This is a genomic window from Flavobacterium sp. LMO6, from assembly GCF_009495795.1.
Taxonomy (GTDB): Bacteria; Bacteroidota; Bacteroidia; order Flavobacteriales; family Flavobacteriaceae; genus Flavobacterium.
Map to the genome: position 1 here is coordinate 49,402 of NZ_WIBH01000004.1, position 25,882 is coordinate 75,283.

A 25,882-nucleotide genomic window follows, 5' to 3' on the forward strand; every position below is an offset into this window, starting at 1 on the left:
AATTTAAGTTACTTGGTTAATTATCTTTTGTTTTTAAAAAAAGACTTCATTAAATCGGCACATTCTTTTTCTAAAACACCTGAAATTACTTGGGTTTTTGGGTGCAATTGTGTTCCCATTTTTTGAAATCCACGATTTTCATCGGATGCGCCAAAAACAATTTTAGAAATTTGTGACCAATACAAAGCACCGGCACACATTTGGCAAGGTTCTAAGGTAACATATAAAGTGCAGTCTTTTAAATATTTTCCGCCCAAGAAATTGGCAGCACTGGTTATGGCTTGCATTTCGGCATGAGCGGTAACATCATGCAATAATTCGGTTAAATTATGTGTGCGAGCAATTACTTTATTATCAATAACGATAACAGCTCCAACAGGAATTTCGCCTTTCTCAAAAGCAGTTTCTGCTTCCTGTAAGGCTTTCTTCATAAAATAGTCGTCTGTATACAAAGTAATCATAAAACAAAATTACATTATTTTGGAACAATATTTGTATTGCTTTTGCAAACTATTAAGCGATGAAGAAAATAAACGTTACAATTCCAACTCCTTGTAATGAAAATTGGGACACCATGTTACCGGAAGAAAAAGGAAGATTTTGTCAATCATGTGCTAAAACCGTAATCGATTTTACTACTAATTCAACCGATGAAATAAACGATTATTTTTTAAAAAATAAGGGAACGAAAACTTGTGGACGATTCAAAAAGGAACAATTAAAAGAGATTCAAATTGAAATTCCTAAAAATATAATTTACCAACAAACTTCTTTTAGAAATGTCTTTATATTGGCTTTATTTATTTCTATGGGCACAACCCTTTTTAGCTGTAAAGATCACAATAATAAAACACAACCAGTTAGTAAAATTGTGTTGATTGATGATAGTTTATCTCTTTCTAACGACAGTTTAATTTCTCCAACTAATAATTTAGATACGACAAAGCATATTGAAGGACTTAAAGGGACGAATAAAATTCAAAAACCTTTTCCCATATTAGTTGGTATTGTTGAAGTGGAGCCTACTATAATTGAAGAGGAAATAATGATGGGTGATGTAATTCAGGAACCAGTTGAAATAGATACAGAAAAAATATATAATGCACTTCAGGTAGATAAAAAACCCGAATTTCCTGGTGGTGAAACTAAATTAAATCAATATATTCTTGAAAATTTATCGCTTAAAGAACCAGTTGAGCCTGAACTGATGCTTTTTCAATTTGTTATTAATACAGAAGGAAAATTAGAAGATATTAAAGTTGTTAGAGGAAAAGACAAGGTGTTAAAAGATAAAATTATCAATCTGTTTCAAAATGCACCTTTATGGAAACCGGCAGAACTTCAAGGAGAAAAAGTAAAAGTAAAGATGACATATCCTATTCGTATAAAATCGCAATAATCTAAAACAAAAGCTTAAATTTGCTTTTTATTATTTATGAACTGCAATTTACTAGCAAATATTAATAACCCCATAGATTTAAGGAAATTGCCTGAAAATCAACTACCTCAATTAGCCAAAGAATTGAGAGACTTTATTATTGATATTGTTTCGAAAAAAGAAGGGCATTTAGGCGCGAGCTTAGGTGTTATTGAATTAACGATTGCACTTCATTACGTTTTTAATACACCTGAAGATTTGTTGGTTTGGGATGTAGGTCATCAAGCTTACGGACATAAAATCCTAACAGAAAGACGAGACATTTTTCATACGAACAGAGAATTAAACGGAATTTCGGGTTTTCCAAAGCGAAGTGAGAGTGTTTATGATACGTTTGGTGTTGGACATTCCTCCACTTCGATTTCGGCTGCTTTAGGAATGGCGTTGGCTTCGCAATTAAAAGGAGAAATTGAAAAACAACACATTGCAGTAATTGGCGATGCTTCCATTGCAAGTGGAATGGCTTTTGAAGGCTTAAATCATGCAGGTGTTACCGATGCGAATTTATTAGTAATATTAAATGATAACGCCATTGGAATTGATCCAAGTATTGGTGCTTTGAAGAATTATTTAACCGCTGTGAAAGAAGGTAAAAATCCAAAACAAAATAATATTATCAAATCCTTGAATTTTGATTATTCCGGTCCTATTGATGGTCACGATTTACCAAAATTAATCTCGGAACTAGAACGTTTAAAACTAGTTAAAGGTCCAAAGTTTTTGCATGTGATAACTACCAAAGGAAAAGGATTACAATTAGCAGAAGAAGAGCAAGTTAAATATCACGCTCCAGGGAAATTTGATGCCGAGACAGGCAAAATTCATCCGAAAGATGAATCGCATTTGCCTCCAAAGTTTCAAGATGTTTTTGGACATACTTTGGTTGAATTAGCTCAAAAAAACGAAAAAATCATTGGAATAACTCCGGCTATGCCTACCGGAAGTTCTATGAAATATATGATGGAGGCTTTTCCTAAAAGAGCTTTTGATGTTGGAATTGCCGAGCAACATGCCGTAACCTTAGCAGCCGGAATGGCAACGCAAGGAATGGTTGTGTTTTGCAATATTTATTCTACTTTTTTACAACGTGCTTACGATCAGGTAATTCATGATGTGGCATTACAAAATTTGCCGGTTATTTTTTGTTTAGACAGAGCAGGCTTAGTAGGAGAAGACGGTGCCACACACCATGGCGTTTTTGATATTGCTTATTTGAATTGTATTCCGAATTTAATTATTGCGTCACCAAAAGATGAAAAAGAGTTGCGAAATATTATGTATACTGCTTCAGAAGGCTTACATCATCCAATTGCTATTCGTTATCCTAGAGGAAGAGGAGAGGTTGTAAATTGGCAATTGCCTTTTGAGAAAATAGAAATTGGAAAGCTAAAAACTCTTCAAAAAGGTACTCAAGTTGCAATTTTATCTACAGGAACCATTGGAAATAATGTAACGAAAGCTTTAAATGAGGTTGAAAACCCAAGTTTCTTTTCGCATTTTCATTTTCCATTTATAAAACCATTAGATTTAGAAGCTGTGAAATCAATTATAGCTGCTCACGACCAATTAATTACTATTGAAGATGGTGTTATTACTGGTGGATTTGGAGAGCAAATCAATACAATTATTGCTACAAATAATTTAAAGAAACCTATTGTAAATTTAGGAATTCCGGACGCATTTATAGAGCATGGAACAGTTTTAGAGTTGCAACATCTTTGTAAAATTGACGTTACAAGTATTATACAATTATTAAACACATTTTAAAATGTTAAAAAAAGTCTATTTATTCGGATTGTTATTTTTTGTTTATCAGTCTAATTTCAGTCAAATAATTAATACTGAATTGCCAGATACAATCTCGTATTGGTCAAAAGAAAATAAAGTAGGTTTAGATATTTCGCAAATTACCTTTGTGAATTGGAATGCGGGTGGTAATAATTCCATTTCAGGCCTTATAAAAGGACAGTTTATTCGTACGTATACAAAAGAAAATATCAATTGGAAAAACGAATTGATTATGCGTTACGGAATAAACAAACAAGAAAGTCAAGAGGTTAGAAAAACAGATGACCAATTTTCTTTTAACTCAACTTTTGGCTACAAAAGAGATACTATTACTAATTGGTATTATGCCGGAAAATTTAATTTTAACACGCAATTTGCTAATGGATATGCGTATCCAAACGTTGATTTAGCTATTTCAAGACCTTTTGCTCCAGCTTATGCCTTTTTAGGTATTGGAGCTGAATATTCTAGAAAAGATTTAAATTTAAACTTTTATCTTTCACCGTTAACGCAAAAAACAACCATGGTTTTCGATCAAAGATTGGCAGATCAAGGTGCTTTTGGAGTAGAAAAAGCGGTTTATGATGAATTTGGAACGTTACTAAAACACGGTAAAAATATTAGAAATGAAACAGGTATTTTAGTTACAAATCAATGGAAAAAAGAGATTTATACCAATATTAACCTTGAGAATAGAATTGCATTATATACTGATTATATTAATAATTTTGGAAATATTGATGTAGATTGGCAAATTCAGTTAGATTTAACGGTAAACCAATATGTAAAAGCGAATATAGGAACGCATCTTGTTTATGATGATGATATAAAATCGAAAGAAGAGGAGGGTGGAGTTCAGGTTGTCAAAGGACCAAAGATTCAATTGAAACAATTATTAGGAGTTGGTGTTGTATATCAATTTTAATAAAAATAATTTGTTTTTTGTTTGATATATATATACGAATATCTATATTTGCACTCCAATTGTCGCGGGTATGGTGAAATTGGTAGACACGCCAGACTTAGGATCTGGTGCCGCAAGGTGTGAAGGTTCGAGTCCTTTTACCCGCACTTAAAAAGGTTTAAAGTTATTGAAAATCAATACTTTAAGCCTTTTTTGTTTTTATATTCCCCGAATATTCCCCAATATTGTTATTATAATCGCTTTTAATACTAATTTTAATCATTATTAATTAAATAATTGAAGATGACAAAATTATTCTACGGTATTATTGACCACGATTTATTCTTAAAATTAAGTTTAGATGAGAAAATCAAAATTTTAATTGACAAAAAAGTAATAACGACTAAAAAATATAATTTTGCAATCAAAAAAAATCCAAAAATAAAGCACGAACCATATTTTAAAGAAATACGATTTTTAGATTCTCCTATTCAATTTAATCAATCTTTCTATTTTTTTAGTGAAGAATTATTAGAAGAAATATTTCTAGAGTGTAAAATTTTTTTCGATTCTATTTATGAAAATCAAAATGAATCAAATGTGCTTTTTAAAGAACAATTGTATTATTATTTACAAGCTGAACTAACCAATTTAGAATCAGAGATATTAAAAAAGAAAAGAGAATTGATTTGTAATAGTCTCATAATGGAGCTAAATAAAAAATGTGATTATACCGACATAGAAAGTCATTATGAAATTCTTAAAACTTATTTGGTTTATGATTATAATGCAATTTATAAATATGTTGTTGGAGATTTTGATGACAGACATTTTATATTTTACAAGTATGTTGAATACTTATCAAATGAGATGCAATTATTTAGTTTAAATGAATTTAAGGAAAATTATAAAGACACTTCAAAACTATCAAAACCTCAAAGATTAGCTTTACTCCATGATTTAGGCTATTTGGATTTAATTAATTTTAAAAACCTTACTGAAAAGCAAAAACATATAATAACAGCATATGTATTAGGCGTTTCTCCTGATAGCAGAAATATCATGGATACTATTAGAAGAAATTTAGCAACATTAAATCCTGCTTCATCAGAAGATATTTCGAAGTATACTATCACTAAATTCACTAACAAAATTTTAAAAGAGCTTTTAAAATAATCTTTAACTTGAATTAATGCGGGAGTTTTTTTGGGATTCCCCTACCTTTTTTCTATTTTAATTTTACTCCATTAAAAACCATTAAATGGAACAATTTATTCAAATTAAAATCGAAAACTCCGAAGATTTCAAAAACGAAATCATCAGAGGGGTTGTTTCCCAAATCAAGGATTTAGGAATCTTCAACCAACCAAAAGAGGAAAATTCAAACGAATTAATTTCCCGAGCCGAAACGGCAAAAATCTTAAACATTTCTTTAGTAAAATTGTGGGAAATCACAAAAAACAACTTACTACCAGTGTATAAAATTGGTGGGAAAGTGTTATACAAAAGAAATGAGATTAAGGACTTTATTAACTCCCAAAATAAGTCCTAATTATGCAATCTTCAATAATTAAAAAAACAGAAACGTATTTAGGTGATGTAAATTTTCACTTAGAGAATTTAAGGTTAGGAATTGAAACCTTGCAACTAGATTACAACAAAGAAAAACCAATTTATTTGTTCTGTAATGTGGCTATTGAACAACTTAGTTTAATAGATAATTTATTAAACAAAACAAACTTAGCTACACCAATTATAATTGCAACAGAGGTTAACGAACTTTTTTCAATAGACGATAATTTAAGTATCGTTAATATGCAATTTATCAATTCAAAACGATTGTTCAACCCAAGCGGAATCGCTTATTTAAAAATTACATTATGAAAGATATAAATCAATACATCAGAGTAGGGGTTGATTATTTCAAAGAAGTAACAATTCCAATGAATAATGAAGACGTAAAAACTTTAAAAAGATGGAATAAGCAAACTATCATTGACGATTTTGGCAAAAAGTCTATTGCTGATATTACAAAATATGAAGGATTTTGTTTTATTCCCGACCATGTAAATTTTCAAAAATCTATCAATGGTTTTTATAACAGCTATGAGCCTATTTCTTATAAGTTAGAACCAAACGGAACTTGGGATAAAATAGATATGTTATTACGACACGTTTTCGCAGAACATTATGATTTAGGATTAGATTTTTTGACTTTACTTTGGCAAAAACCAACGCAAGTTTTACCCATTTTATGTTTAGTAAGTGAGGAGCGTAATACTGGTAAAACTACCTTTTTAAACCTACTAAAAGCAATATTTGAGGGTAATATGACCTTAAATACAAATGAAGACTTTAGAAGTCCTTTTAATAGTGGTTGGGCTGGAAAATTAATAATTGGAGTTGACGAGGTGCTTTTGGACAAAAAAGACGATAGCGAACGGATAAAAAACCTTTCAACGGCTAAATATTTCAAAGCTGAAGCTAAAGGAAAAGACAAAGAAGAGGTCGAATTCTTCGGTAAGTTTATTTTATGTTCCAACAATGAAGAAAATTTTGTTAAAATTGATGCTAATGAAATTCGTTATTGGGTAAGAAAAGTGCCAACACTAGGAGATTCAGTTGACCCAAATTTATTTAATGAATTAGTTAAGGAAGTGCCAGCATTTGCTTATTTTCTTAGCCAAAGAATGATTGCAACCCCAAAAGCAACTAGAATGTGGTTCACCAAAGAACAAATCCATACAGAAGCTTTAAATGTTTTAATTAGAGGGAATAGAACAAGTATTGAAAAAGAACTCGAAGAAATGCTTTCAGAAGAATTTGCATTTTTTGAACTTGATTCGTTGTGTTATTCAGCTACAAATTTAAGTGATATGCTTAAAAATAGAGGTTTGTTCGTTTCTAATAATTACATTTCAACTACTTTACAAACTAAATACGGTTTAACCTATAAAAATTCAAGCTATAAATGGTATCGTTCTGAAGCTTGTGGAAATGGTAATCCAATTACAATGGGTTACACTTCTGAAAAAGGGAGGTTCTTTGAATTCACAAGAGAGCTCTTTGCAAATTAGTGTTGCAATGTTGAAAATACGCCAAACCCTTAATAAATTAAGGAGTTAACGTAGCAACAATTTAGCAAAAAAATGTCAACAGCACAAATACTAGTTAGTTGTTGTTGATTTTTTAAAAGCAATTGTTGAAATAATGTTGAATATTTGTTGCTTGCTTAAAGTGTTGTATTTTAGTATTTTAATTAAAATTATCAACAATTCAACAAAAAATATGCACATGGCTACACAACACTTTATTCAAATCGAATGTATCTCGGTAGAGCAATTTAAAAACGAACTACTTGCCGAAATTAAATTATTACTTGAAACGTTTAATAATTTACAAACGGAACAGGACGAAATACTTTCAAGAGAACAAACGGCTGAACTTTTAAAAATTTCCCTTGTTACGCTTTGGAAGTGGACAAAGAAAGATATTATTCCAGCCTATCGCATTGGTTATAAAGTTCGTTATAAAAAATCGGAGGTTTTAGCGAGTTTAAAACCTAAAAATCGATTTAATTTTTAGTTGCAACCAAAAATTGCAAAATCGGTTGCAACCAAAATACTTGTTGATAACTTGTTTTTGCGTTCATTAAAATATTGTCTAATTTGGTAAAATCAAAACATTTGAAAATTCTTACTATTTTCAAAACATTATCAAATTAATTTCGTTGCAATGGCATTATTTCAAACCGCAGTAATTAAAAAGTATTTACAAGCCCAAAATAAAGAGCAATTAAAAGAAAAGTGGTTGCAATTTCAACACCATTTTCACAACCCTACTATTCAAGAAAATATTCGTAATAGTAAGGAGGAACAATATCAAGGGGAGTTTTTAATTGATTTGTTTGTTAATGTTTTAGGTTATACAAAAAATCCGCAACCAAATTTCAACCTTACAACGGAATACAAAAATGTAAAAGACAGCAAAAAAGCCGACGGAGCTATTTTGATTGACGAAAAAGTACGTGCCGTAATTGAATTAAAAGGAACAAATACAACCGATTTAAGTAAAATAGAAACCCAAGCTTTTGGCTATAAAAATAACCAACCCGATTGTATTTATATCATTACTTCCAACTTTGAAAAAATACGTTTCTACATTGATAACGCAATTGAATATTTAGAATTTAATTTATTTCAGTTGCAACCAAATGAGTTTGAGTTGCTGTATTTATGTTTAGCACACGAAAACCTTTCCAAAGGAATTGCAAAAAGCATCAAAGAAGAATCGGTAAGCCAAGAAGACGTTATTACAAAAAAACTATATAAAGACTATTCGCTTTTTAAACGTGAATTATATCACAATCTAGTTGCTTTAAATCCTGAATTTGAACCTTTAGAGCTTTTTCAGAAATCTCAAAAGTTATTGGATAGATTTTTATTTATCTTCTTTGCCGAAGACCGCAACTTATTACCAACCAATTTAATTTTTCGTATCAATAAAGAGTGGCAAAACTTACGATTAATGCGTATTGAAGTTTCTTTATATGAAAGATACAAAGTATATTTTAACGACTTAAATAGTGGTGCAAAAGTAGTTTTACCAGCCTTTTCAGAAACAGCTAGTAAACAAATTGAAGAACATCAAATTTTTGCCTATAATGGTGGTTTATTTAAAGCCGATGAAATTTTAGACACCATTAAAATTGACGATTCCGTTTTATTTAAGCATACCGTAAATTTAAGCAACTACGATTTTGCAAGTGAAGTCGATGTGAATATTTTAGGGCATATTTTTGAAAATTCGTTAAATGAGTTAGATGAGATAAAAGCGAAACTAGAGGGCGAAGTAATTGACAAAACTAAAACCAAACGAAAAAAAGACGGTGTTTTTTACACACCAAAATATATAACCAAGTACATAGTTGAAAATACGATTGGAAAATTATGCAACGAAAAGAAAATTGAGTTGCAACTAAACGAAGAAGACTATACTACTGATAAAAAACGCCAAAAGAAGACTTTACAAGGGCTTATTGACAAGTTGCAACTATATCGCAACTGGTTATTGCAACTAACTATTTGCGACCCTGCTTGTGGAAGTGGTGCTTTCTTAAACCAAGCTTTAGACTTTTTAATTGAAGAACATAAGTACATTGATGAGTTGCAAGCTAAGTTGTTTGGCGACACGTTTATTTTAAGCGATGTTGAAAACAGCATTTTAGAAAACAACTTGTTTGGAGTAGATTTAAACGAAGAAAGTGTTGAAATTGCAAAACTCTCCCTTTGGTTGCGTACGGCTCAACCTAACCGAAAATTAAACGATTTAAACGGTAATATTAAATGTGGTAACTCTTTAATTGACAACCCTGAAATTGCAGGTAAAAAAGCTTTTAATTGGCAACAAGCATTTCCAAAAGTGTTTGCAAAAGGTGGTTTTGATTTAATTATAGGTAATCCGCCTTATGTTAGGGTACAAAATTTAAATTATGCTGAAATTGATTTTTATAAAAATAATTTTACATCAGCTCATAAGCGAGTTGATATTTCATTGTTATTTTTCGAAAAAGGATTTGATATCTTAAAAGACAAAGGACTATTAGCATTTATTACAACAATCCAGTTTTTGAATGCAGATTATGGCAGAAAAATTAGAGGGTTATTACTTAATAAACAAATATTGGAGTTTATTGACTATAATGGACTTCCTGTTTTTGAAGGAGCAACGACATATCCAGGAATACTAATATTAAAAAATTCTGAACCTGACATTTTTAAATACAAGAAAATGACTGAAATAGGTCCAGCTATGTTATTTCAAAATTCTGAAAATTTTTTACAGATTAATCCGAAAGTACTTTCTGAAGAAGTATGGGTTTTAAATGAATCAGATGAGAAAGACTTACTTAAAAAGATTGAATCTAATTCTTTTAAATTAAAAACTATAGCTAATCCTTGTACAGGTCTTACTACGGGAGCTGATAGTGTGTTTGTGATAAAATGCGAGGATGTATCTAAGTTAGATTTAGAGACTGAATTGTTATTGCCAGTTGTTCGTGGAAGAAATATAAGTCGTGGACGAATCAATGATAAACTTGATTTTGTAATATATCCTTATGAATTGATTAATGGTAAAACAGAAATAATTTCATTAGAGACATTGAAAACAAGTTTTCCTAAAGCATATAGTTATTTGGTTGAACATAAAAATGTTCTTGCAAATAGAATGGATTCAAGAAAGGAAATGGGGTCTGAAAACGAGGATTGGTATAAACTTGTAAGAAAGGGTAAGTTAGATTTGTTTAAATCAGTTAAGATACTTACTCCAGGACTTAGTAAAGGAAATCGTTTTGCTATTGATAGAAAAGGTATGACGTACTTATGTGGTGGTGCTGGTGTTTTTGGGCTTGTTCAAAACAAAATTGATAATGATGTTTTGTTATCAATTTTGAACTCTAAGGTTATAGAATTTTATTTACATTCAATAAGTACAAAAAAACAAGGAGGTTATTATTCATATTTAAATCGTTTTTTGGAAGAAATTCCAATTTCGAAAAAATCAAATTCAAAACTTAAAGAACTTTCGGTAAAGTTGCAACTGCTTCATGAAGATTTTAATAAGATTGAAGTAAGTTTATTGTCTTTTATTGAAAAAAGAATGGAAGGAATTAATTTATCAGAAAAGATTTTAGGGTGGGTTGATTTATCGTATGTGGATTTTATTTCTGAATTAAACAAATGCCTAAAGGCATCAAAACTTGAAATGTTTACTGCAAAACAAGAGTTTGAATGGATGGATTTGTTCGAAGATAATAAGAAAAATGCTTTGATTTTAAAAAATGAGATTGCTAAAATTGATAAAACTATAGATCAAATTGTGTATGAGTTATATGGTTTGAGTGATGAGGAAATTAGTATTGTGGAAAATAGTTAGGGTATGAAATTTAAAAAAGAAAAATACTTTGGCGAAGTATGGTTACCTGAACAATCTGAAAACAAAAAATTTTGTTCAATTGAAATTATAGACAATGAGGTTTATTTGCACACAAATTTAATTTGTAGTAAATCGAGCTATAAAGTTGAAGTAATTTATGGTCTTTTTAATGATTTAGGTAGTTTAACTTTTGTAAATTGTACAATTCAACGAAGTGAAAATGGAGTCATTGAGTATAAAAAATATAATCCTGATTATATTTTTGCTTCCATTAATCATATTATTGAACCTATAGGCTTGCGTTTAAAAACCATTGAAATTGAAAATACCACATTTAATAACTTGATTAGAAGTTTTCATATTGTAAATCCACTAGAAAATAAAGTTGAACTCGAATCAATTAAAACTCATGAGATTAAAATCAATGATGATTTAATTTTTTCGTTTTATAAAAACTATGGAATAGAATCTAATAAGTTTGGAACTAATATCGTAAATCAAGCAATATTAAAGGTTGATTTTGCTACTGAAAAATCTTTATTGGAAAGTATTGAGGTTTACAAAAAGTTTCAGAAGTTTTGTGTAATTTTTTTTAATGGAATAGAAAGGTACAATACGTTCCAATCCGTTTGTCTTGAATGTGGAAAAAAATTTAATATACTTTTTTATGATAATTTAGCTTTTACACATCATCAAGGGATTTTTGATGATGAATTAATTAAAGATGATGAGACTTTTAACGAAGTAATTTCTAACTGGTACAATAATGAAGACGTAACATATTGTTTTGATATTGTAATCGAAAATTATTTATCAAAGAAAGTTAGTAATGCGAGGAGATTCACAAATTCCCTAGCTTCCTTTGAAGCTTTTTACAAGTTGTTTTCTTCCAAAAAGCATAAGGATTTAGATAAGCAAATAAATGAATTTAAAGAGGTTTTTGAAAGGATTGATAATACAATAACCAATATCAATGATTTTGCTAAAAAGATGGTAAGAATTAGAGATTTTTATGTTCATGGTAATAGAAAACAAGATGTAAAACATGACAATTTTGATTTACTTCATTTTTCATTGCTTTTTGATTTTGTTGTAATTAGAGAGCTTGCTAAAGAACTTAATTTCAAAGATCAACATTTAAGAGAAATTGAAGAGGAGGGAGCTTCTGTTTTCAAGCATCAAATGCCAATAAATAGAATGTTAAATAGTAATAAAATAATTGATTAAGGAAAAAATATTTTAATTAATTTAATGGCAAACAAAACAATAATAGAAATAGAAAACGTTTCAGTTGATGAATTGGTTGCAACCATAACCAATAAAGTGTTAAAGGGTATAGAAATCCGTTTAGAGCAGTTGCAACAAAAGAACCAGCAAGAGCAACTTTTAACAAGAACAGATACGGCAAAATATTTAAAAGTTGATATTTCAACGCTTTATAACTGGACAAAAAAAGGTAAACTTCAAGCCTACGGAATTGGAAATAGAGTGTATTATAAAAAGAATGAGATTGACGAAGCTTTGATTAGGATAAATTAATTTTGTTGTGAATAATTAAATGAAGCCTTGAATAGATAGGAATTAAATCTCTAAAATAATTTCATAATTTTTTACGTTAAACGTAAAACCAATTCACGTTCATTTCACGTTAAACTTAAAACTAATTTACGTTCATTTCACGTTAAACGTAAAACTAATTCACGTTCATTTCACGTTAACCATAAAACCAATTTACGTTCATTTTACGTTCATTTCATGAATTTAAAGTAAAAAACATCATTGCTCCTGAACCACAATGTATGCAGTGGCAAAAAAATCATTATGAAGTTGTTGATTGCAAAAGTGAAAATCAACAAGCGTTATTAAAACAATATGATATAATTCCATTTGATGAGCATCAAAGTAAATTAATCAAAATAGAAGTTTCTGATACAACTACATTTTTTAAAAATGGTAAATCCTTATACTGGTATTGTAAAGTAAATAGTACACCAGAATTTTTTAACACTCATGGAGTTCATCCAGAGACAGGGACTGCTTTGAAACCTGTTAGTAAATACATCGTTTACAAGTATATTAAATAAACATTAATAAATTATCATTTTGTTTTCTTTTACGGATTTACGTAAAATTAAATCAATTTTTATAATTTATTTTGTGAATGTTAAAGTCATACCTCCGTAAAAATACTTGGTTGACTAGGTATAAATACCTGGTTTAAAAATCAGGTATTTATACGGTTGTGTATGATAAATTTTAAAATTATATTTGGCAAATTTTGTAAGAATAACCCCCTATATATGAAAAACACAACTAACTATTTGTTAACTGCTGGCTTATTGGTAGTTACATCACTTCAAGCCCAAGACATCCTTTGGGAGCGCTCCTACGGGGGCAAACATGCTGAATATTTATTAGACGCAATTCCAACAGCCGACTACGGTTTTATATTGGCTGGAAGTTCAATTTCCAATAAAAATGGAAATAAATCGGAAGACAATAAAGGAGATTTGGACTATTGGATTTGGAAAATGGACGAAAAAGGAACTCCAGAATGGCAAAAAAGCTTTGGAGGTAGTGGCGTTGATATGCTGTACAGTGTTAAAAACACCAATGATGGTGGATTTATTTTAGCAGGAACTTCTTCTTCTAATAAAAGCACAGATAAAAAAGAGGACAGCAAAGGACAAGAAGACTTTTGGGTAATAAAGCTAGATGCCAAAGGAAACGAGATGTGGCAAAGAACCATTGGTGGAGTTAGTCAGGAAAAACTTTTAAGCGTAATTCAAACTAAAGATGGAGGCTACATTTTAGGAGGTTCTTCAAGTTCAAATAGAACTCTTGCCGATAGTAAAGGAAAAGTAGATGAATTTGGCAAATCTGAAAACAGCAAAGGTAATTTAGACTATTGGGTAGTTAAATTAGATAAAGAAGGAAAAGTACAATGGGATAAAACCATTGGTGGAAAATACTACGATGAATTAAAAAGCATTGTTCAAACAGAAGATGAAGGATATGTTTTAGGAGGTTATTCCAATTCCCCTGTTTCAGGAGATAAAACAGAAGCTAATATTGGACAAGGGGATTATTGGGTCTTAAAACTTGATAAAGATGGTTTAGTTCAGTGGCAACGTACCTTAGGAGGAGATAAAGACGATAACTTATTTGCATTAATTCAAACAAAAGACAAAGGGTTTCTTGTTGGAGGAAGTTCAAATTCAAGTGCTACCGATGCTAAATCAGAAACCAGTAAAAATGGTTCTGACTTTTGGGTTTTAAAATTAGATGAAATTGGAAATGTTCAATGGCAAGAAGCCTATGACTATGGAAAATACGATGTATTATCTTCAATTGTGGAGAATCCAGATGGCACTTTTTTGATTGGTGGTTATGCGCAATCTGAAGCTAAATCCAAATCAACAAATGCAAAAGGTTTAAAAACAACAAAAAAAGACAAAGAAGGAATCAATGATTACATCGCTTTAAAAATAAAAGCAGATGGCGAAGAGTTATGGACACAAACCGTTGGTAGTAATGGGGATGAAGTGTTGAAAAAGCTTTTTGAAATGCGAGATGGTGGTTATTTGTTAGCAGGAACATCAAATGGAACGATTTCTAGAGATAAAAACTCGATGAAAGGCGGACAAGATTTTTGGATTGTAAAATTAAAAGACAAGGACAAGGAGGAAAAAGTAAAGCAAAATGTTGAAGCGATTCCTAATCCAGCTTTGTCCTACACCAATGCAATTATTGGGTATGAATATAAAGAAGGAACAGTAACACTTTTTGATTTAAACGGAAGAAGCTTGCAAACAATAAACATAGATGGTGAACGAACAATTCCCATAAATTTAAGTGGATTACCGCAAGGAGTTTACTTAATTGAAGTAAAAACAGATGTAAGTAGAGATGGTGTTAAAGTGATTAAGAACTAAGCAAGTAGTAAAAATGAAGACAAATTTTAAAATAATATTATTCTTAGTATTGATGAGCATGACAATAAATGCTCAAGAATTACCCCAAGTAGTGCCACCAAGTCCAGAGGCTTCGGCATTATTTAAATTCAATGAGATACCTGTTTCTTTGAATAATGGATTACATAACACATCAATTCCTTTATTAGAAATTAGTTCAGGCGGTGTAAACATTCCAATTACTTTAGGTTATCATTCAAGAGGAGTGCAAGTAAACGAGATTGCCTCTAGAGTTGGAACAGGATGGGCATTAAGTTATGGTGGAATGATTTCGAGACAAATTAGAGGTAAGGCTGATGATATAGATTTGGGCTATAATTCAAATCCAAACTCTGTTTCGACTTATTATTCAAGTGATAGTACTCGAACATATCAAGCTTTATTAACCGAAGGAGAAAATGGCTACCAGTATTACGATTATTATCCTGATAAATACATGATAAGTACCAACTTTTTTAGTGGAGAATTTTATTATGATAAAAATACGGGAACATTTTTAACGCAAAAGTTTAGCGATATTAAAATTGTACCTGAGTATACTGGAGGAGGTCTGTCGGGATTTAGAGTAACAGATAATCAGGGGAATATTTATATTTTTGGAAATATAGTTTACCCAACTTCATTTTCAAACGAATACGAATGGACAGAAACCACTTATACATACAACAACAATGGATTACAAAGTTCTGGAGGAAATAATGTTAATATAGCATATAGTTCTTGGTTTTTAAAGAAGATTGTAACCAATACAAATGAAGTAATTGAATTTATTTATGAAGACGAAACAACCTCTTTTATTAGACGTAGTGGAGATACAGATCAATATACTGAAACAATAACTTCTTCAACATTACAAAATGGTTCAACCTATGATGTAGTTCACCCTGTTACTTGTCATTTTTCAAAAATATTGTCTTTCCAAAAAAGACTTTCTGAAATTCATTTTGATACAGGAAAAGTAGTTTTTGTAAAGTCAGAAATACCAAGAGAAGATTTACAAAATGGATATAGTTTAGATAAAATAAAGTTATTTAATAAAACCAATCAATGTGTTAAACAAATACAACTTAACTATTACTATACCAACTTTACAGGAATTGATAATATAAATCCAAATAGCGTTATGTTGGATGATGATTTTGCAAAAAAACGTTTGTTTTTGGAATCAGTAGAATTTAAAGATAGTTTAGGAACAAACACGGAGAAGAAATATCAATTTGAGTATGATAGTCAAGTTTTACCAAGTAGACATTCAAATTCAATAGACTTTTGGGGGTATTATAATGGAAAAAATAGAGGGGATTTTATCAATTGGGGAAATACTAATTACGATGACGCTGTTGTAGATCCAATAAAAGTTCAAGCGGGATTGTTAAAAAAGATTATTTATCCTACTGGTGGTTATACTACTTTTGAATATGAACCTAATATTGTTTTAAATCAATTGCCTAGACCATCTTCTTTATCTTATAATGGACCAGTTGGATATGTAATTCCAAATACAAATCCTATTAATTTTAGAGAAGTAACTCTCGGATATTTTAATTATGATAAATACAATATAACAAGAGCAAGATATGAAGAAACATTTACTGTTTCAACAAGTGTATTTGGACGTTGCCAAGTAAATATCAATACCAGTGGAAGTTACCGATATTTTTGTTATTTACTAGATTCAAATAATAATTTTTATATTTCTCTTCAAAACTTAGGAACAAATTCATTAGAATTAGAACCAGGAACTTATACATTAGTATTTGATCCTGACGTTCCAGACTGGAGTCAATTACCTACTTACTTGCCAGATGGTAATCCTGATTTTGAGGCAAATATTGCGCGATTCTTTTTTGTGCATTTAAATTGGGATGAAACAATTAATAGCAGTTATATTTATGCTCCTGGTAATAGAATTAAAAAGATTAACAACTTTACCGCTGATTCTAACCTCGAATTTTCAAAATTATTTTCTTATGAAAATGAAACAGATAATTCTCCTAATGGGGCAATATTTAGTACATCAAATTATAAAATTATTAAACATAGAGTAGGGCAATATCCAATTTATGATCATGCTTACAGCCCAGCGAGTGGTCTTTTTGGAGCATATTCAAAAGACAATTTTGCATACCACACGGTAAATGAATATTTTTTGAATAATAGTGGCGACAGTAAAGACAAAATAACAAATAAATATAGTTTACCTTTTGATTTTGGACAATATTATACATTTCCACATCATCCCATTTCAGACTACGAATGGTTAAGAGGGTTAGAGTTGTCAAAAATATTTTATAAAAAAGAAAATGGTATTTTCAAAAAAGTAAAAGAAATTACTAATGATTATTTCTTAAATGGTTCTTTGTCAATTCCTTCATATCTATTAATGAGTGAAGATTTTATAAGTAATGTTTATCCTTTTGGGTTAGACGTTGTAAAACCACTTGCTGAAAATTTTTCTAGCTTCCCATATCTAAGAAATAAAACACAATTATGTTATCCTGTTTCAATAGGTTGTAATCTAAATTATTATGTTTATAATGCTACAACAAGTTTACCTGGTTACAGAACTTTCTTTTTCACAGGCGGTACATTAGATTTAAGTACAACCAAAGTAACCGAATATTTTGATAACGGTCAAGAAATGGAAACGGTATCAACTTATGGATATGATTACAACAATCATTATAATGTAGCAAGTGTATCCACTACAAATTCATTTGGGGAAACATCTGAAACAAAATACCAATATGCTTCCAATACATCAAATCAAGCTCTTAAAGATAAAAACATGGTCGCAATTCCATTAATAACCGAAAATTTTAAAAATGGAGAAAAATTAGCAACTATTGAAACTGTTTATAAAGATTGGAATGCCGATGCAAACATTACATTATTAGCACCAGAATTCATAAAAGCGTCAAAAGGTTCAGCTCCATTAGAAACACGTGTTATATACAATTTAGTAGATCCTGTTAACGGAAACCCACTACAAGTACAAAAAGAAGGCGGTATGACAATTTGCTACATTTGGGGATATAACAAAACCCAACCCATTGCTAAAATAGAAAATGCTACTTACAGTCAGATACAGCAATATGAAGCCAATTTACAAACGCTCTCAAATGGAACAAATGAAGCTAGTTTAATTACTGCTTTAAATAGCTTAAGAACTGCTCTTCCTAATGCTATGATAACTACTTACACCTACAAACCATTAGTAGGTATAAGCACCGTAACTGACCCTAAAGGTGACAAACAAACCTATCATTACGATGGTTTTAACCGATTACAGTTTGTAAAAGATGCTCAAGGGAATATTTTAAGTGAGAATCAATATCATTACAGAACACAAAACTAAAGCAAGATGAAAAAGTTATTATTTATTATTTCAATTATACCTGTTCTTGCTTTGGGACAAAGCACCGACCAGAATTATGTTAAAACCACCGCCTACAAACAAGCTACAGCAACATCAAACCCAAACCCTGATGTAAATGTTGCGAATGTTCAAGTAAGTTACTTTGATGGATTAGGAAGACCTATCCAACAAGTGGCACACAAACAATCCAACTCGGGTAAAGATATTATTACCCACATCGAGTACGACCAATTTGGTAGACAAACTAGAGATTATCTACCTTATGTAAGCACAGGTGCTTCGTTAAATTATTTGCCGTCAGCACAAACGGATTTATTAAATTTTTACGCCAGTCCAAACGCTACACAAACAGGAAATCAATATTTTGAAGGTACTGGAAATCCATTTAGTGAAAAACAATTAGAAAGTTCGCCATTAAATAGGGTTTTCAAACAAGCGGCTCCTGGCGATGTTTGGGCTATGGGTAATGGTAAAGAAATTAAGTTTGATTATCAAACCAATATAGAAAACGAAGTAAAATTTTTCAGAGTTGTTTCAACATGGAATGCTTCAAAAGGACTCTATGAACCTGCCATTGTTCAAACAAGCAATTATTTACCGAATCAATTATACAAAACGGTAACAAAAGATGAGAATTGGGTTCAAGCAGATAATCATAACAATACTTCAGAAGAATTCAAAGACAAAGAAGGTAAAGTAGTGTTGAAACGTACTTATAATGGTGGGGAAAAACACGACACTTACTATATCTATGACCAATTTGGAAATCTTACCTATGTAATTCCGCCATTGGCAGAAGGTAATGCTTCACAAACTAATCTTGAATATTTAGGCTACCAATATAAATATGACAGCAGAAACCGATTGGTAGAAAAAAAACTACCAGGAAAAGAATGGGAATTCATTGTGTATGATAAATTAGACAGACCAATTGCAACGGGTCCAGCTTATAATCCGTATGGTGATGGCACGCTAGGATGGATGATTACGCAATATGATGAGTTTGGCAGAGTATCACAAACTGGTTGGAAACAAATGACCGTAAATGAAACAGAACGTAAAAATCATCAAGAGGTATTAAATGCGGGTGGTAATCCATTTGTGTTAGTGCAAAATGATATTTTAACTAAAAATTTCTACGACAATTATACGTTTGCAGGTGCGCCTACCATGCCTCAAACAGTTGATGGGCAAGGGGCGGTAACTGCTGTAAGAGGTTTGCAAACAGGTTCATGGGTTAAAGTTTTAGATACACAAGGAAGCACAACAGCGGAAACATCTTACACTCTTTATGACTATAAATACAGACCTATAAGAACAAGAACCACTAACTTTTTAGGTGGTTATACAGAGGTTGATTCCAAGATTGACTGGGCTGGAAAAGTAGAAAAAATCGTTACCAAGCATAAATATAATACAAATGCAACCGTTTTAACAACTACAGAAACCTTTACTTATTCACCACAAGACAAATTAGTAGTACACAAGCACAAGATAAATGATGGTGCCGAAATGTTAATTGCTAAAAACAACTACGATGAGTTAGGGCAACTTATAAAAAAAGAAGTAGGAGGTCAAGATTTTACAGGAGCTAACTGCTATCAAAAAGTAGATTATAAATACAATATTAGAGGTTGGTTAAAAGAGATTAACGATGTTGATTCTAATACATCTAGCGATTTATTTGCATTTAAAATTAATTATAACGAAGGAACAACTCCGTTATATAATGGAAATATTTCAGAAACCTATTGGAAAAGTGAAAGCGACAATGTATTACGAAAGTATGAATATCACTATGATAATTTGAACAGATTGCTGTTGGCTAATTACAGCAAACCACTATCTACTACTATTCCTAGTGCGTTTACAACCAATAGCTATTTAGAAAAAATTGGATACGACAAAAACGGAAACATTACTAATTTAGTTAGAAATGGTGATTTAGACAGTAATGACTTTGCTATTGAGATTGATAATTTGGTTTATACCTATGACACAAACAATAAAAATAAGTTAGTAAAAGTCTTAGACCAAAGCAACCATCCACAAGGCTTTAAAGACGACAGCAACGGTATAACAGACCCTGCCAATGATTATGATTATGATGCTTATGGAAATTTAATTAAAGACACCAACAAGGAGATAGATTCAATAACATATAATCATTTAAATTTACCAGTTTCAATGCTTTTTATTGGTAGAAACAGAGGAATTACTTATCTTTATAATGCATTAGGACAAAAAATTCAAAAATATGTTCATGATGCCAGTACAACACCAGTAACTTCTACATATATGAATGGAGGTTTTCAATATACAAACAGCGTATTAAACTTTTTTCCACATGCTGAGGGTTATGTGAATAGAACGGTGGGTAAAAGAGGAAGTTTTACTTACAACTATGTATATCAGTATAAAGATCATTTAGGAAATAACAGATTAAGTTTTACGACAAATCCAAGTGTAATTCCATTGCCAGGAGCACCTGTTCCATTAACAATTTTAGAAGAAAATCATTATTACCCATTTGGTTTAAAACACACCAGCTACAACACCACAAAGTATGATTTTGTTGAGGTAGAAGACGGGGCTAATTATTATATAAACATTACGCAACTACCTGCTGGTTATAGTAGTGCTTATAAGTATAAGTACAATGGTAAAGAGTTTCAAGACGAGTTGGGGCTTAACATGTATGATTACGGAGCAAGGAATTATGACCCTGCACTAGGGCGTTGGATGAACATTGACCCGCTTGCTGAACTAGGACGAAGATGGTCACCATATACCTATGCTATGAATTGTCCAACATACTTTATCGACCCTGATGGAATGCTTTCACAGTCATTTATTGATGAAATGTGGAATGAATCAGGGGATGGTGAAACTACATGGATTAATAATAATAATGGAACTTTTTCTGCAAGCAATGGTGAAAGTGCAGATATTGGAGAAAAGGAAAAAGAAAAGAAAAAGACAACAAATTCTAAAACAGCTGATGGGGCTAGAGTAAAAAGAAAAGGGAATGGTGAAAACATAAACTATTTTGACCCTGATGACAAAATTCATATAGGTCTGTATTTAACAGCAGAAAATCAAATAGTTGAAGAAGGTGTTTTAAAAATATTTACACACGGTAACGCTAATACTACTTGCGGATATCAGACCGTTGAAGACATAGAAGCTGTTTTGTATAGGGATAGTGCGGTTTGGAGAAATTTTGTAGATAATGGAGGTGAGTTAACAGTTATATTATATAGTTGTTTAACAGCTGATAAGTTTACTGATGGTTCAAATACTCCAATAGCAGAAGAATTTGCCGTCTATAATTTTGAAAAAGGTAGAAATCTTCAGGTTATCGCACCTACTAGTAATGTAAGTGGAGACTATCATAGGAAAAGATTTATTGTACATAATGGAGGACATTGGGTTAAGTATGTAAAAGAAATTGTAAATAATTCAACAACAAAAAAACAATAATAGATATGAGGGTATTCATTTTTTTATTTTGCTTTTTCCTTTTTAATTCTTGTAATAATTACAAAAATGAAGGGGAGAAAATTGAAATTTCGGATAATCAAAAATATGTCGATAATCTAACGGAAAGATGTATTAAAAAAGGGGACTCTAGGGCTTTTGGAGAATTAATTACATATTATGGTAAAAACAATTCTGGAAGATATGAGATTTTGCCAATTGCTATAATTATGGCAGACAAATATAACAATGACAATGCAAGAGTAACTATTTATTTTCAAATGATAATGATTCATAATGAAGGTAAAAGAAATAAAGAGTTGTTTTTTAGTTTAAATCAAAATCAACAAGATTTTGTAGTGTCATACTTAATTGAAGGGGTAAAGAATAAAAATCCTGGATGTAAGGCTTTATTAAAGAAAGCTCTAATTGGGGGTTATGAACTTAAAAATGAGGACAAACAATATGAAAATTTTGTTATGGAATAGTTGTAATGGTAATAATTAGATTTAACCAAACAACCATTCATAAATCCTAAATTAAAATAGGATTAGTTAACTAGTTCGCAAAAAAATAAACGGCATTGATGTATGATTCAGAAATGCCGTTTTTTTATTCAAAATGTGGTTTTCCGTAAAATAGTAATAATTGATTTTCGGTTATTTGTGTATTATTGAAATAAATGACAAAATACCATTAGATAAAACCATGTTTTTCGGTTATTGTTTTGTTGTTATGCATTTCCGCTAATCACCGATTTGCAATTAATTATATTTTACAAAAGGAGTTATGTAATTTGATTTTGAACTATTAACATTAATTAAATAGATTTTCATTTATGAGGACAATTGGAATAAGAGCTAACCCAAAAGAGATTTTTTTTGCGGTTATCGAGCAAAATAAGGGAGAAAATACAGTTTTGGTGATTGATAAATTAATTTTACCAATATCATTATCCACTCCTGATAAATTAAATTTTATTAGAAAAACAATAATTGATATAATAAATCAGTATCAAGTAACCAAAGCAGGAATTAAAATTACTGAAGGAAATGCACAATCAATAAGTATAGAAAGAGTTTCGATTGAGGCTGTAATTCAAGAGTTGTTTTCCAGTTGCTCAGTGCAAAAATATTTTGGAGGTAATATTTCAAAAATATCTCGATTATTATGTATAGGAAATAATGGTGATTTTAAAAAAATTGTATCAGGTGAACAAATTCCTATTGGTTTAGAATTTCTTAAAGATAATAACGACCAAGAGAGAGAAGCAGTATTATCAGCATTAGCTGCATTAAATTTATAATATGAATATAGGATTAAGAGAGGCAACTTTAAACTTTGAATTAAAAAGAAATATTGGAGCAGAAGGAAAAAATTCAGATGTTTTCACAGCACATGACAAACAATTTGATGCTGATGTAGTTATAAAGAGGATACCTAAAAAAGACTTTACTTCACCTAACGATTATTATAGAGAAGCAAAATGTCTTTATGCTTCTAAGCATCAAAATATTGTAACTGTAAATTATTCTTGTGAAGATAACGATTACATTTACATTGCTATGCCTTATTATGGAAAAGGTTCTTTAGAATCTTTGACAAATAATCAGTTTTTGACAGTAAGAGAAATATTAAAATATTCAATTGATTTTCTTTCAGGAGTTAATCACATTCATACAAAGGGATTAATTCATTTTGATATTAAGCCCACAAATATTTTAATTTCAGATTCAAATGAAGCTTTAATAACAGATTTTGGTCTTGCAAAATTTACTAATATTCATAGTGTTGCTGAGCAAGATATGTTTTATGGCCCAGATGGTATGAGAATTAAAGACCCAGATAAAATTGTAGAAAATCATAAGGCTTCACTTAATCAAGCTATAACTGATATAAATGATTATATTAATAAAGGGATTATTAGTAACGAAATTGGGCAAATGCTGATAGGAGTAAATAAATCATCCTTAAAAGAAATTTCTAAATTAGAAAAATCAGACCAAGTTTATAATGTTCATTTTGATAGTACTGTAAACGGTGGTGGAGTTAGTTATGACATGTCGACTGAAGAAGTAATGATAGGAATAGGAGCAGATAGTAGTAAGGGAATGATAGGACATGAATTAAAACATGGTTATCAATTTGAAACAGGACAAATTTCTATTGTTGCGAATAATTCCAATTATGGTAGTTTATATGATATTGGAGATGAAACAGAATCTTACAATCGAGAAAGAGCCTTGGATGGTGGGATGCAATTTTTTAGTAGTTCAGGATTTAAATGGAATAACAATGATGTGTATAATTTTGGAAATACTCAGACGCCTCCAGCATATCAGACTCTCCCATCGATAGATGTTAGATTGAAGTCAACATTTCTATTTTTTAATATATATTCTCGTGAAGGTAAAAAATTACGTGATGCAACTATAGAAGCTGGTAGACTTGGAACACCTGTTTATGAAGTATATAAAGGCTGGAAAAAGGTTTATCAAAAAGGTATTAATAAAAGAACATAAATGATGAAGACAATATTTTTTTTGTGCATAATTGGTATTTATATTCCACAACTTAACGTTGTTGGGGTGTACTCTTTTAATAGTGGAAAATTTCATGAAGAAATCGAACTACTTCCCGACAACAAATTTGTATATCATCAAAAAAGAGAGTTTTTGGATATTAAGGTTGTTGGAAATTACAAAGTCATAAATGATGGAATTATTCTTGATAGTTATCCTCAGAGAGATAAAATCATTGTAAAAGAAAGTTCAAAAACAAAGCATGGTAAAACAGAAATCAGAGTTAAAGATAAGTTTGGGAGTTCATTTTATTACTCTGTTGATTTGTTTTTTATAGATGGAACAGTTATTTCTTTACAAAACCAATATGAAATTACATATACAGACAAGACTCTTTTAGGTTTTACAATAACTGATTCCAAAGGACTGTCTTCTCCAAAATATATTATAAAAGGGGGTAATTCAAAGTGTTTTGACGTTCAGTTTGAATCAAACAGAGTTTTCGAGAATGAGTTTTGGCAAATTAAAAACAAAGAAATTATTCCAATTGGCTTTGATGGACTTCCTCAAAAATATAGACTTGTAAAAACTCGCTGATGGGTAAGATAATGTGGTAATGTATCAGATTTAGTGTTGATTACATTTTGTGTTGTCAAAAGTCTGAAAATCAATAAAAAATGAAAATAATTGTAAAAAGGATGAGCTATATAGCTCATCCTTTTTTATGTTTAATGCTCTTAAATTAAAGAAAATGATAAAAAATGAGGCCTCGTGTGTCAAACTAAGTGATAGCAAAATTTGTCCAAGTTGCGGTTCTAATAATGTTATCAAAAATGGATTTACTGCTAACAAAAAACAACAGTTTATTTGTAAATTCTGTAAAAAGAGATTCATCGATTGTTATACTTATAAAGCCTATAATCATTGGGTAAATAAAAGAATTATTCAGTTTACAAAAGAAGGATTAGGAATTCGAAGTACTGCAAGAATCTTAAAAATATCCACAACTACTTTATTAAAGAGAATAATTGCAATTGCAAAGAAAATACCTAATCAGCCTATTTTTAAAAATAGAACTTACGAAGTTGATGAAATGAGAACATTTATAAAGAATAAAGAAAAGCCTATTTGGATTGTGTATGCCTTAGAAAGAAAAACAAAAAAAGTTGTAAATTTTAGCATTGGTAGAAGAACTAAAAGAACCTTGCAATATGTTACTAATACATTGTTGTTGTCTAATCCTAAAACTATTTACACAGATAAGTTGGTGCGTTATAAATCAATATTAAGAGATGAAGTACACAATACAAAACAATTTGGAACAAATCATATTGAAAGAAAGAATCTTTCATTAAGAACACATCTAAAACGACTTAACAGAAAAACAATCTGTTATTCAAAAAGCTTCATATTGTTGCAATGTGTATTAAGAATTTATTTTTGGGGATAGTATAATATTTG

21 protein-coding genes and 1 tRNA gene are annotated in these 25,882 nt (G+C 30.4%); 21 read left to right on the forward strand and 1 reads right to left on the reverse strand.

Annotated elements, in window-relative coordinates; translation table 11 throughout:
• Positions 1–20: 20 nt before the first annotated feature.
• Entirely contained in the window at positions 21–461 is a 441-nt protein-coding gene (locus GFJ99_RS05330) for a nucleoside deaminase (RefSeq protein ID WP_008254900.1), read from the reverse strand.
• 59 nt (positions 462–520) lie between these two features.
• On the opposite strand from GFJ99_RS05330, the gene GFJ99_RS05335 reads away from it, so the two are divergent.
• The 21 genes from GFJ99_RS05335 to GFJ99_RS05435 all read left to right on the forward strand — a co-directional run bounded on the left by GFJ99_RS05335 (position 521) and on the right by GFJ99_RS05435 (position 25,871).
• Positions 521–1,399 carry an energy transducer TonB gene (locus GFJ99_RS05335; protein WP_153207841.1) on the forward strand — a complete coding sequence of 293 codons (879 nt, stop codon included), beginning with the start codon at positions 521–523 and terminating at the stop codon, positions 1,397–1,399.
• A gap of 36 nt (positions 1,400–1,435) precedes the next feature.
• The gene (locus GFJ99_RS05340; RefSeq protein ID WP_153207842.1) at positions 1,436–3,205 is read left to right on the forward strand and encodes a 1-deoxy-D-xylulose-5-phosphate synthase; all 1,770 of its coding nucleotides are present in this window, start codon (positions 1,436–1,438) and stop codon (positions 3,203–3,205) included.
• A gap of 1 nt (position 3,206) precedes the next feature.
• A complete protein-coding gene (locus tag GFJ99_RS05345) occupies positions 3,207–4,151 on the forward strand; it encodes a DUF3078 domain-containing protein (RefSeq protein WP_153207843.1) in 945 nt (314 codons plus the stop codon).
• Between the two features lie 64 nt (positions 4,152–4,215).
• A tRNA-Leu gene (locus GFJ99_RS05350) sits at positions 4,216–4,297 on the forward strand.
• Between the two features lie 136 nt (positions 4,298–4,433).
• Positions 4,434–5,306, forward strand: a complete 873-nt coding sequence (locus GFJ99_RS05355; protein ID WP_153207844.1) for a hypothetical protein — start codon at positions 4,434–4,436, stop codon at positions 5,304–5,306.
• 85 nt (positions 5,307–5,391) lie between these two features.
• Positions 5,392–5,682 carry a helix-turn-helix domain-containing protein gene (locus GFJ99_RS05360; protein ID WP_153207845.1) on the forward strand — a complete coding sequence of 97 codons (291 nt, stop codon included), beginning with the start codon at positions 5,392–5,394 and terminating at the stop codon, positions 5,680–5,682.
• Between the two features lie 2 nt (positions 5,683–5,684).
• On the forward strand, positions 5,685–6,014 hold the full coding sequence (locus GFJ99_RS05365; protein ID WP_153207846.1) for a hypothetical protein: 330 nt from the start codon (positions 5,685–5,687) through the stop codon (positions 6,012–6,014).
• Positions 6,011–7,207, forward strand: a complete 1,197-nt coding sequence (locus GFJ99_RS05370) for a primase-helicase family protein (RefSeq protein ID WP_153207847.1) — start codon at positions 6,011–6,013, stop codon at positions 7,205–7,207. Before GFJ99_RS05365 ends, GFJ99_RS05370 begins: the two co-directional genes overlap by 4 nt.
• A gap of 217 nt (positions 7,208–7,424) precedes the next feature.
• A complete protein-coding gene (locus GFJ99_RS05375) occupies positions 7,425–7,715 on the forward strand; it encodes a helix-turn-helix domain-containing protein (protein WP_162523947.1) in 291 nt (96 codons plus the stop codon).
• Between the two features lie 150 nt (positions 7,716–7,865).
• Positions 7,866–11,066 (forward strand): DNA methyltransferase, encoded by a 3,201-nt coding sequence (locus tag GFJ99_RS05380; protein WP_153207849.1) that lies wholly within the window; start codon positions 7,866–7,868, stop codon positions 11,064–11,066.
• A gap of 3 nt (positions 11,067–11,069) precedes the next feature.
• Positions 11,070–12,293: a HEPN domain-containing protein gene (locus tag GFJ99_RS05385; protein WP_153207850.1), complete on the forward strand. Its 1,224-nt coding sequence runs from the start codon at positions 11,070–11,072 to the stop codon at positions 12,291–12,293.
• 24 nt (positions 12,294–12,317) lie between these two features.
• Positions 12,318–12,605, forward strand: a complete 288-nt coding sequence (locus GFJ99_RS05390) for a helix-turn-helix domain-containing protein (RefSeq protein ID WP_153207851.1) — start codon at positions 12,318–12,320, stop codon at positions 12,603–12,605.
• Positions 12,606–12,865: 260 nt separating this feature from the next.
• A complete protein-coding gene (locus GFJ99_RS05395) occupies positions 12,866–13,150 on the forward strand; it encodes a hypothetical protein (protein ID WP_153207852.1) in 285 nt (94 codons plus the stop codon).
• Positions 13,151–13,366: 216 nt separating this feature from the next.
• On the forward strand, positions 13,367–15,001 hold the full coding sequence (locus GFJ99_RS05400) for a T9SS type A sorting domain-containing protein (protein WP_153207853.1): 1,635 nt from the start codon (positions 13,367–13,369) through the stop codon (positions 14,999–15,001).
• A gap of 13 nt (positions 15,002–15,014) precedes the next feature.
• Positions 15,015–18,398 (forward strand): hypothetical protein, encoded by a 3,384-nt coding sequence (locus GFJ99_RS05405; RefSeq protein ID WP_153207854.1) that lies wholly within the window; start codon positions 15,015–15,017, stop codon positions 18,396–18,398.
• A gap of 6 nt (positions 18,399–18,404) precedes the next feature.
• Positions 18,405–21,902: a DUF6443 domain-containing protein gene (locus GFJ99_RS05410; RefSeq protein ID WP_153207855.1), complete on the forward strand. Its 3,498-nt coding sequence runs from the start codon at positions 18,405–18,407 to the stop codon at positions 21,900–21,902.
• Positions 21,903–21,907: 5 nt separating this feature from the next.
• Complete coding sequence (locus tag GFJ99_RS05415) at positions 21,908–22,387, forward strand: hypothetical protein (RefSeq protein ID WP_153207856.1); 480 nt, start codon at positions 21,908–21,910, stop codon at positions 22,385–22,387.
• Between the two features lie 350 nt (positions 22,388–22,737).
• Entirely contained in the window at positions 22,738–23,205 is a 468-nt protein-coding gene (locus tag GFJ99_RS05420; RefSeq protein ID WP_153207857.1) for a hypothetical protein, read from the forward strand.
• A gap of 1 nt (position 23,206) precedes the next feature.
• Positions 23,207–24,421 (forward strand): protein kinase, encoded by a 1,215-nt coding sequence (locus GFJ99_RS05425; protein ID WP_153207858.1) that lies wholly within the window; start codon positions 23,207–23,209, stop codon positions 24,419–24,421.
• Positions 24,422–25,018: a hypothetical protein gene (locus tag GFJ99_RS05430; protein ID WP_153213618.1), complete on the forward strand. Its 597-nt coding sequence runs from the start codon at positions 24,422–24,424 to the stop codon at positions 25,016–25,018.
• 154 nt (positions 25,019–25,172) lie between these two features.
• Positions 25,173–25,871: an IS1 family transposase gene (locus tag GFJ99_RS05435; protein WP_153207860.1), complete on the forward strand. Its 699-nt coding sequence runs from the start codon at positions 25,173–25,175 to the stop codon at positions 25,869–25,871.
• Positions 25,872–25,882 lie beyond the last annotated feature (11 nt).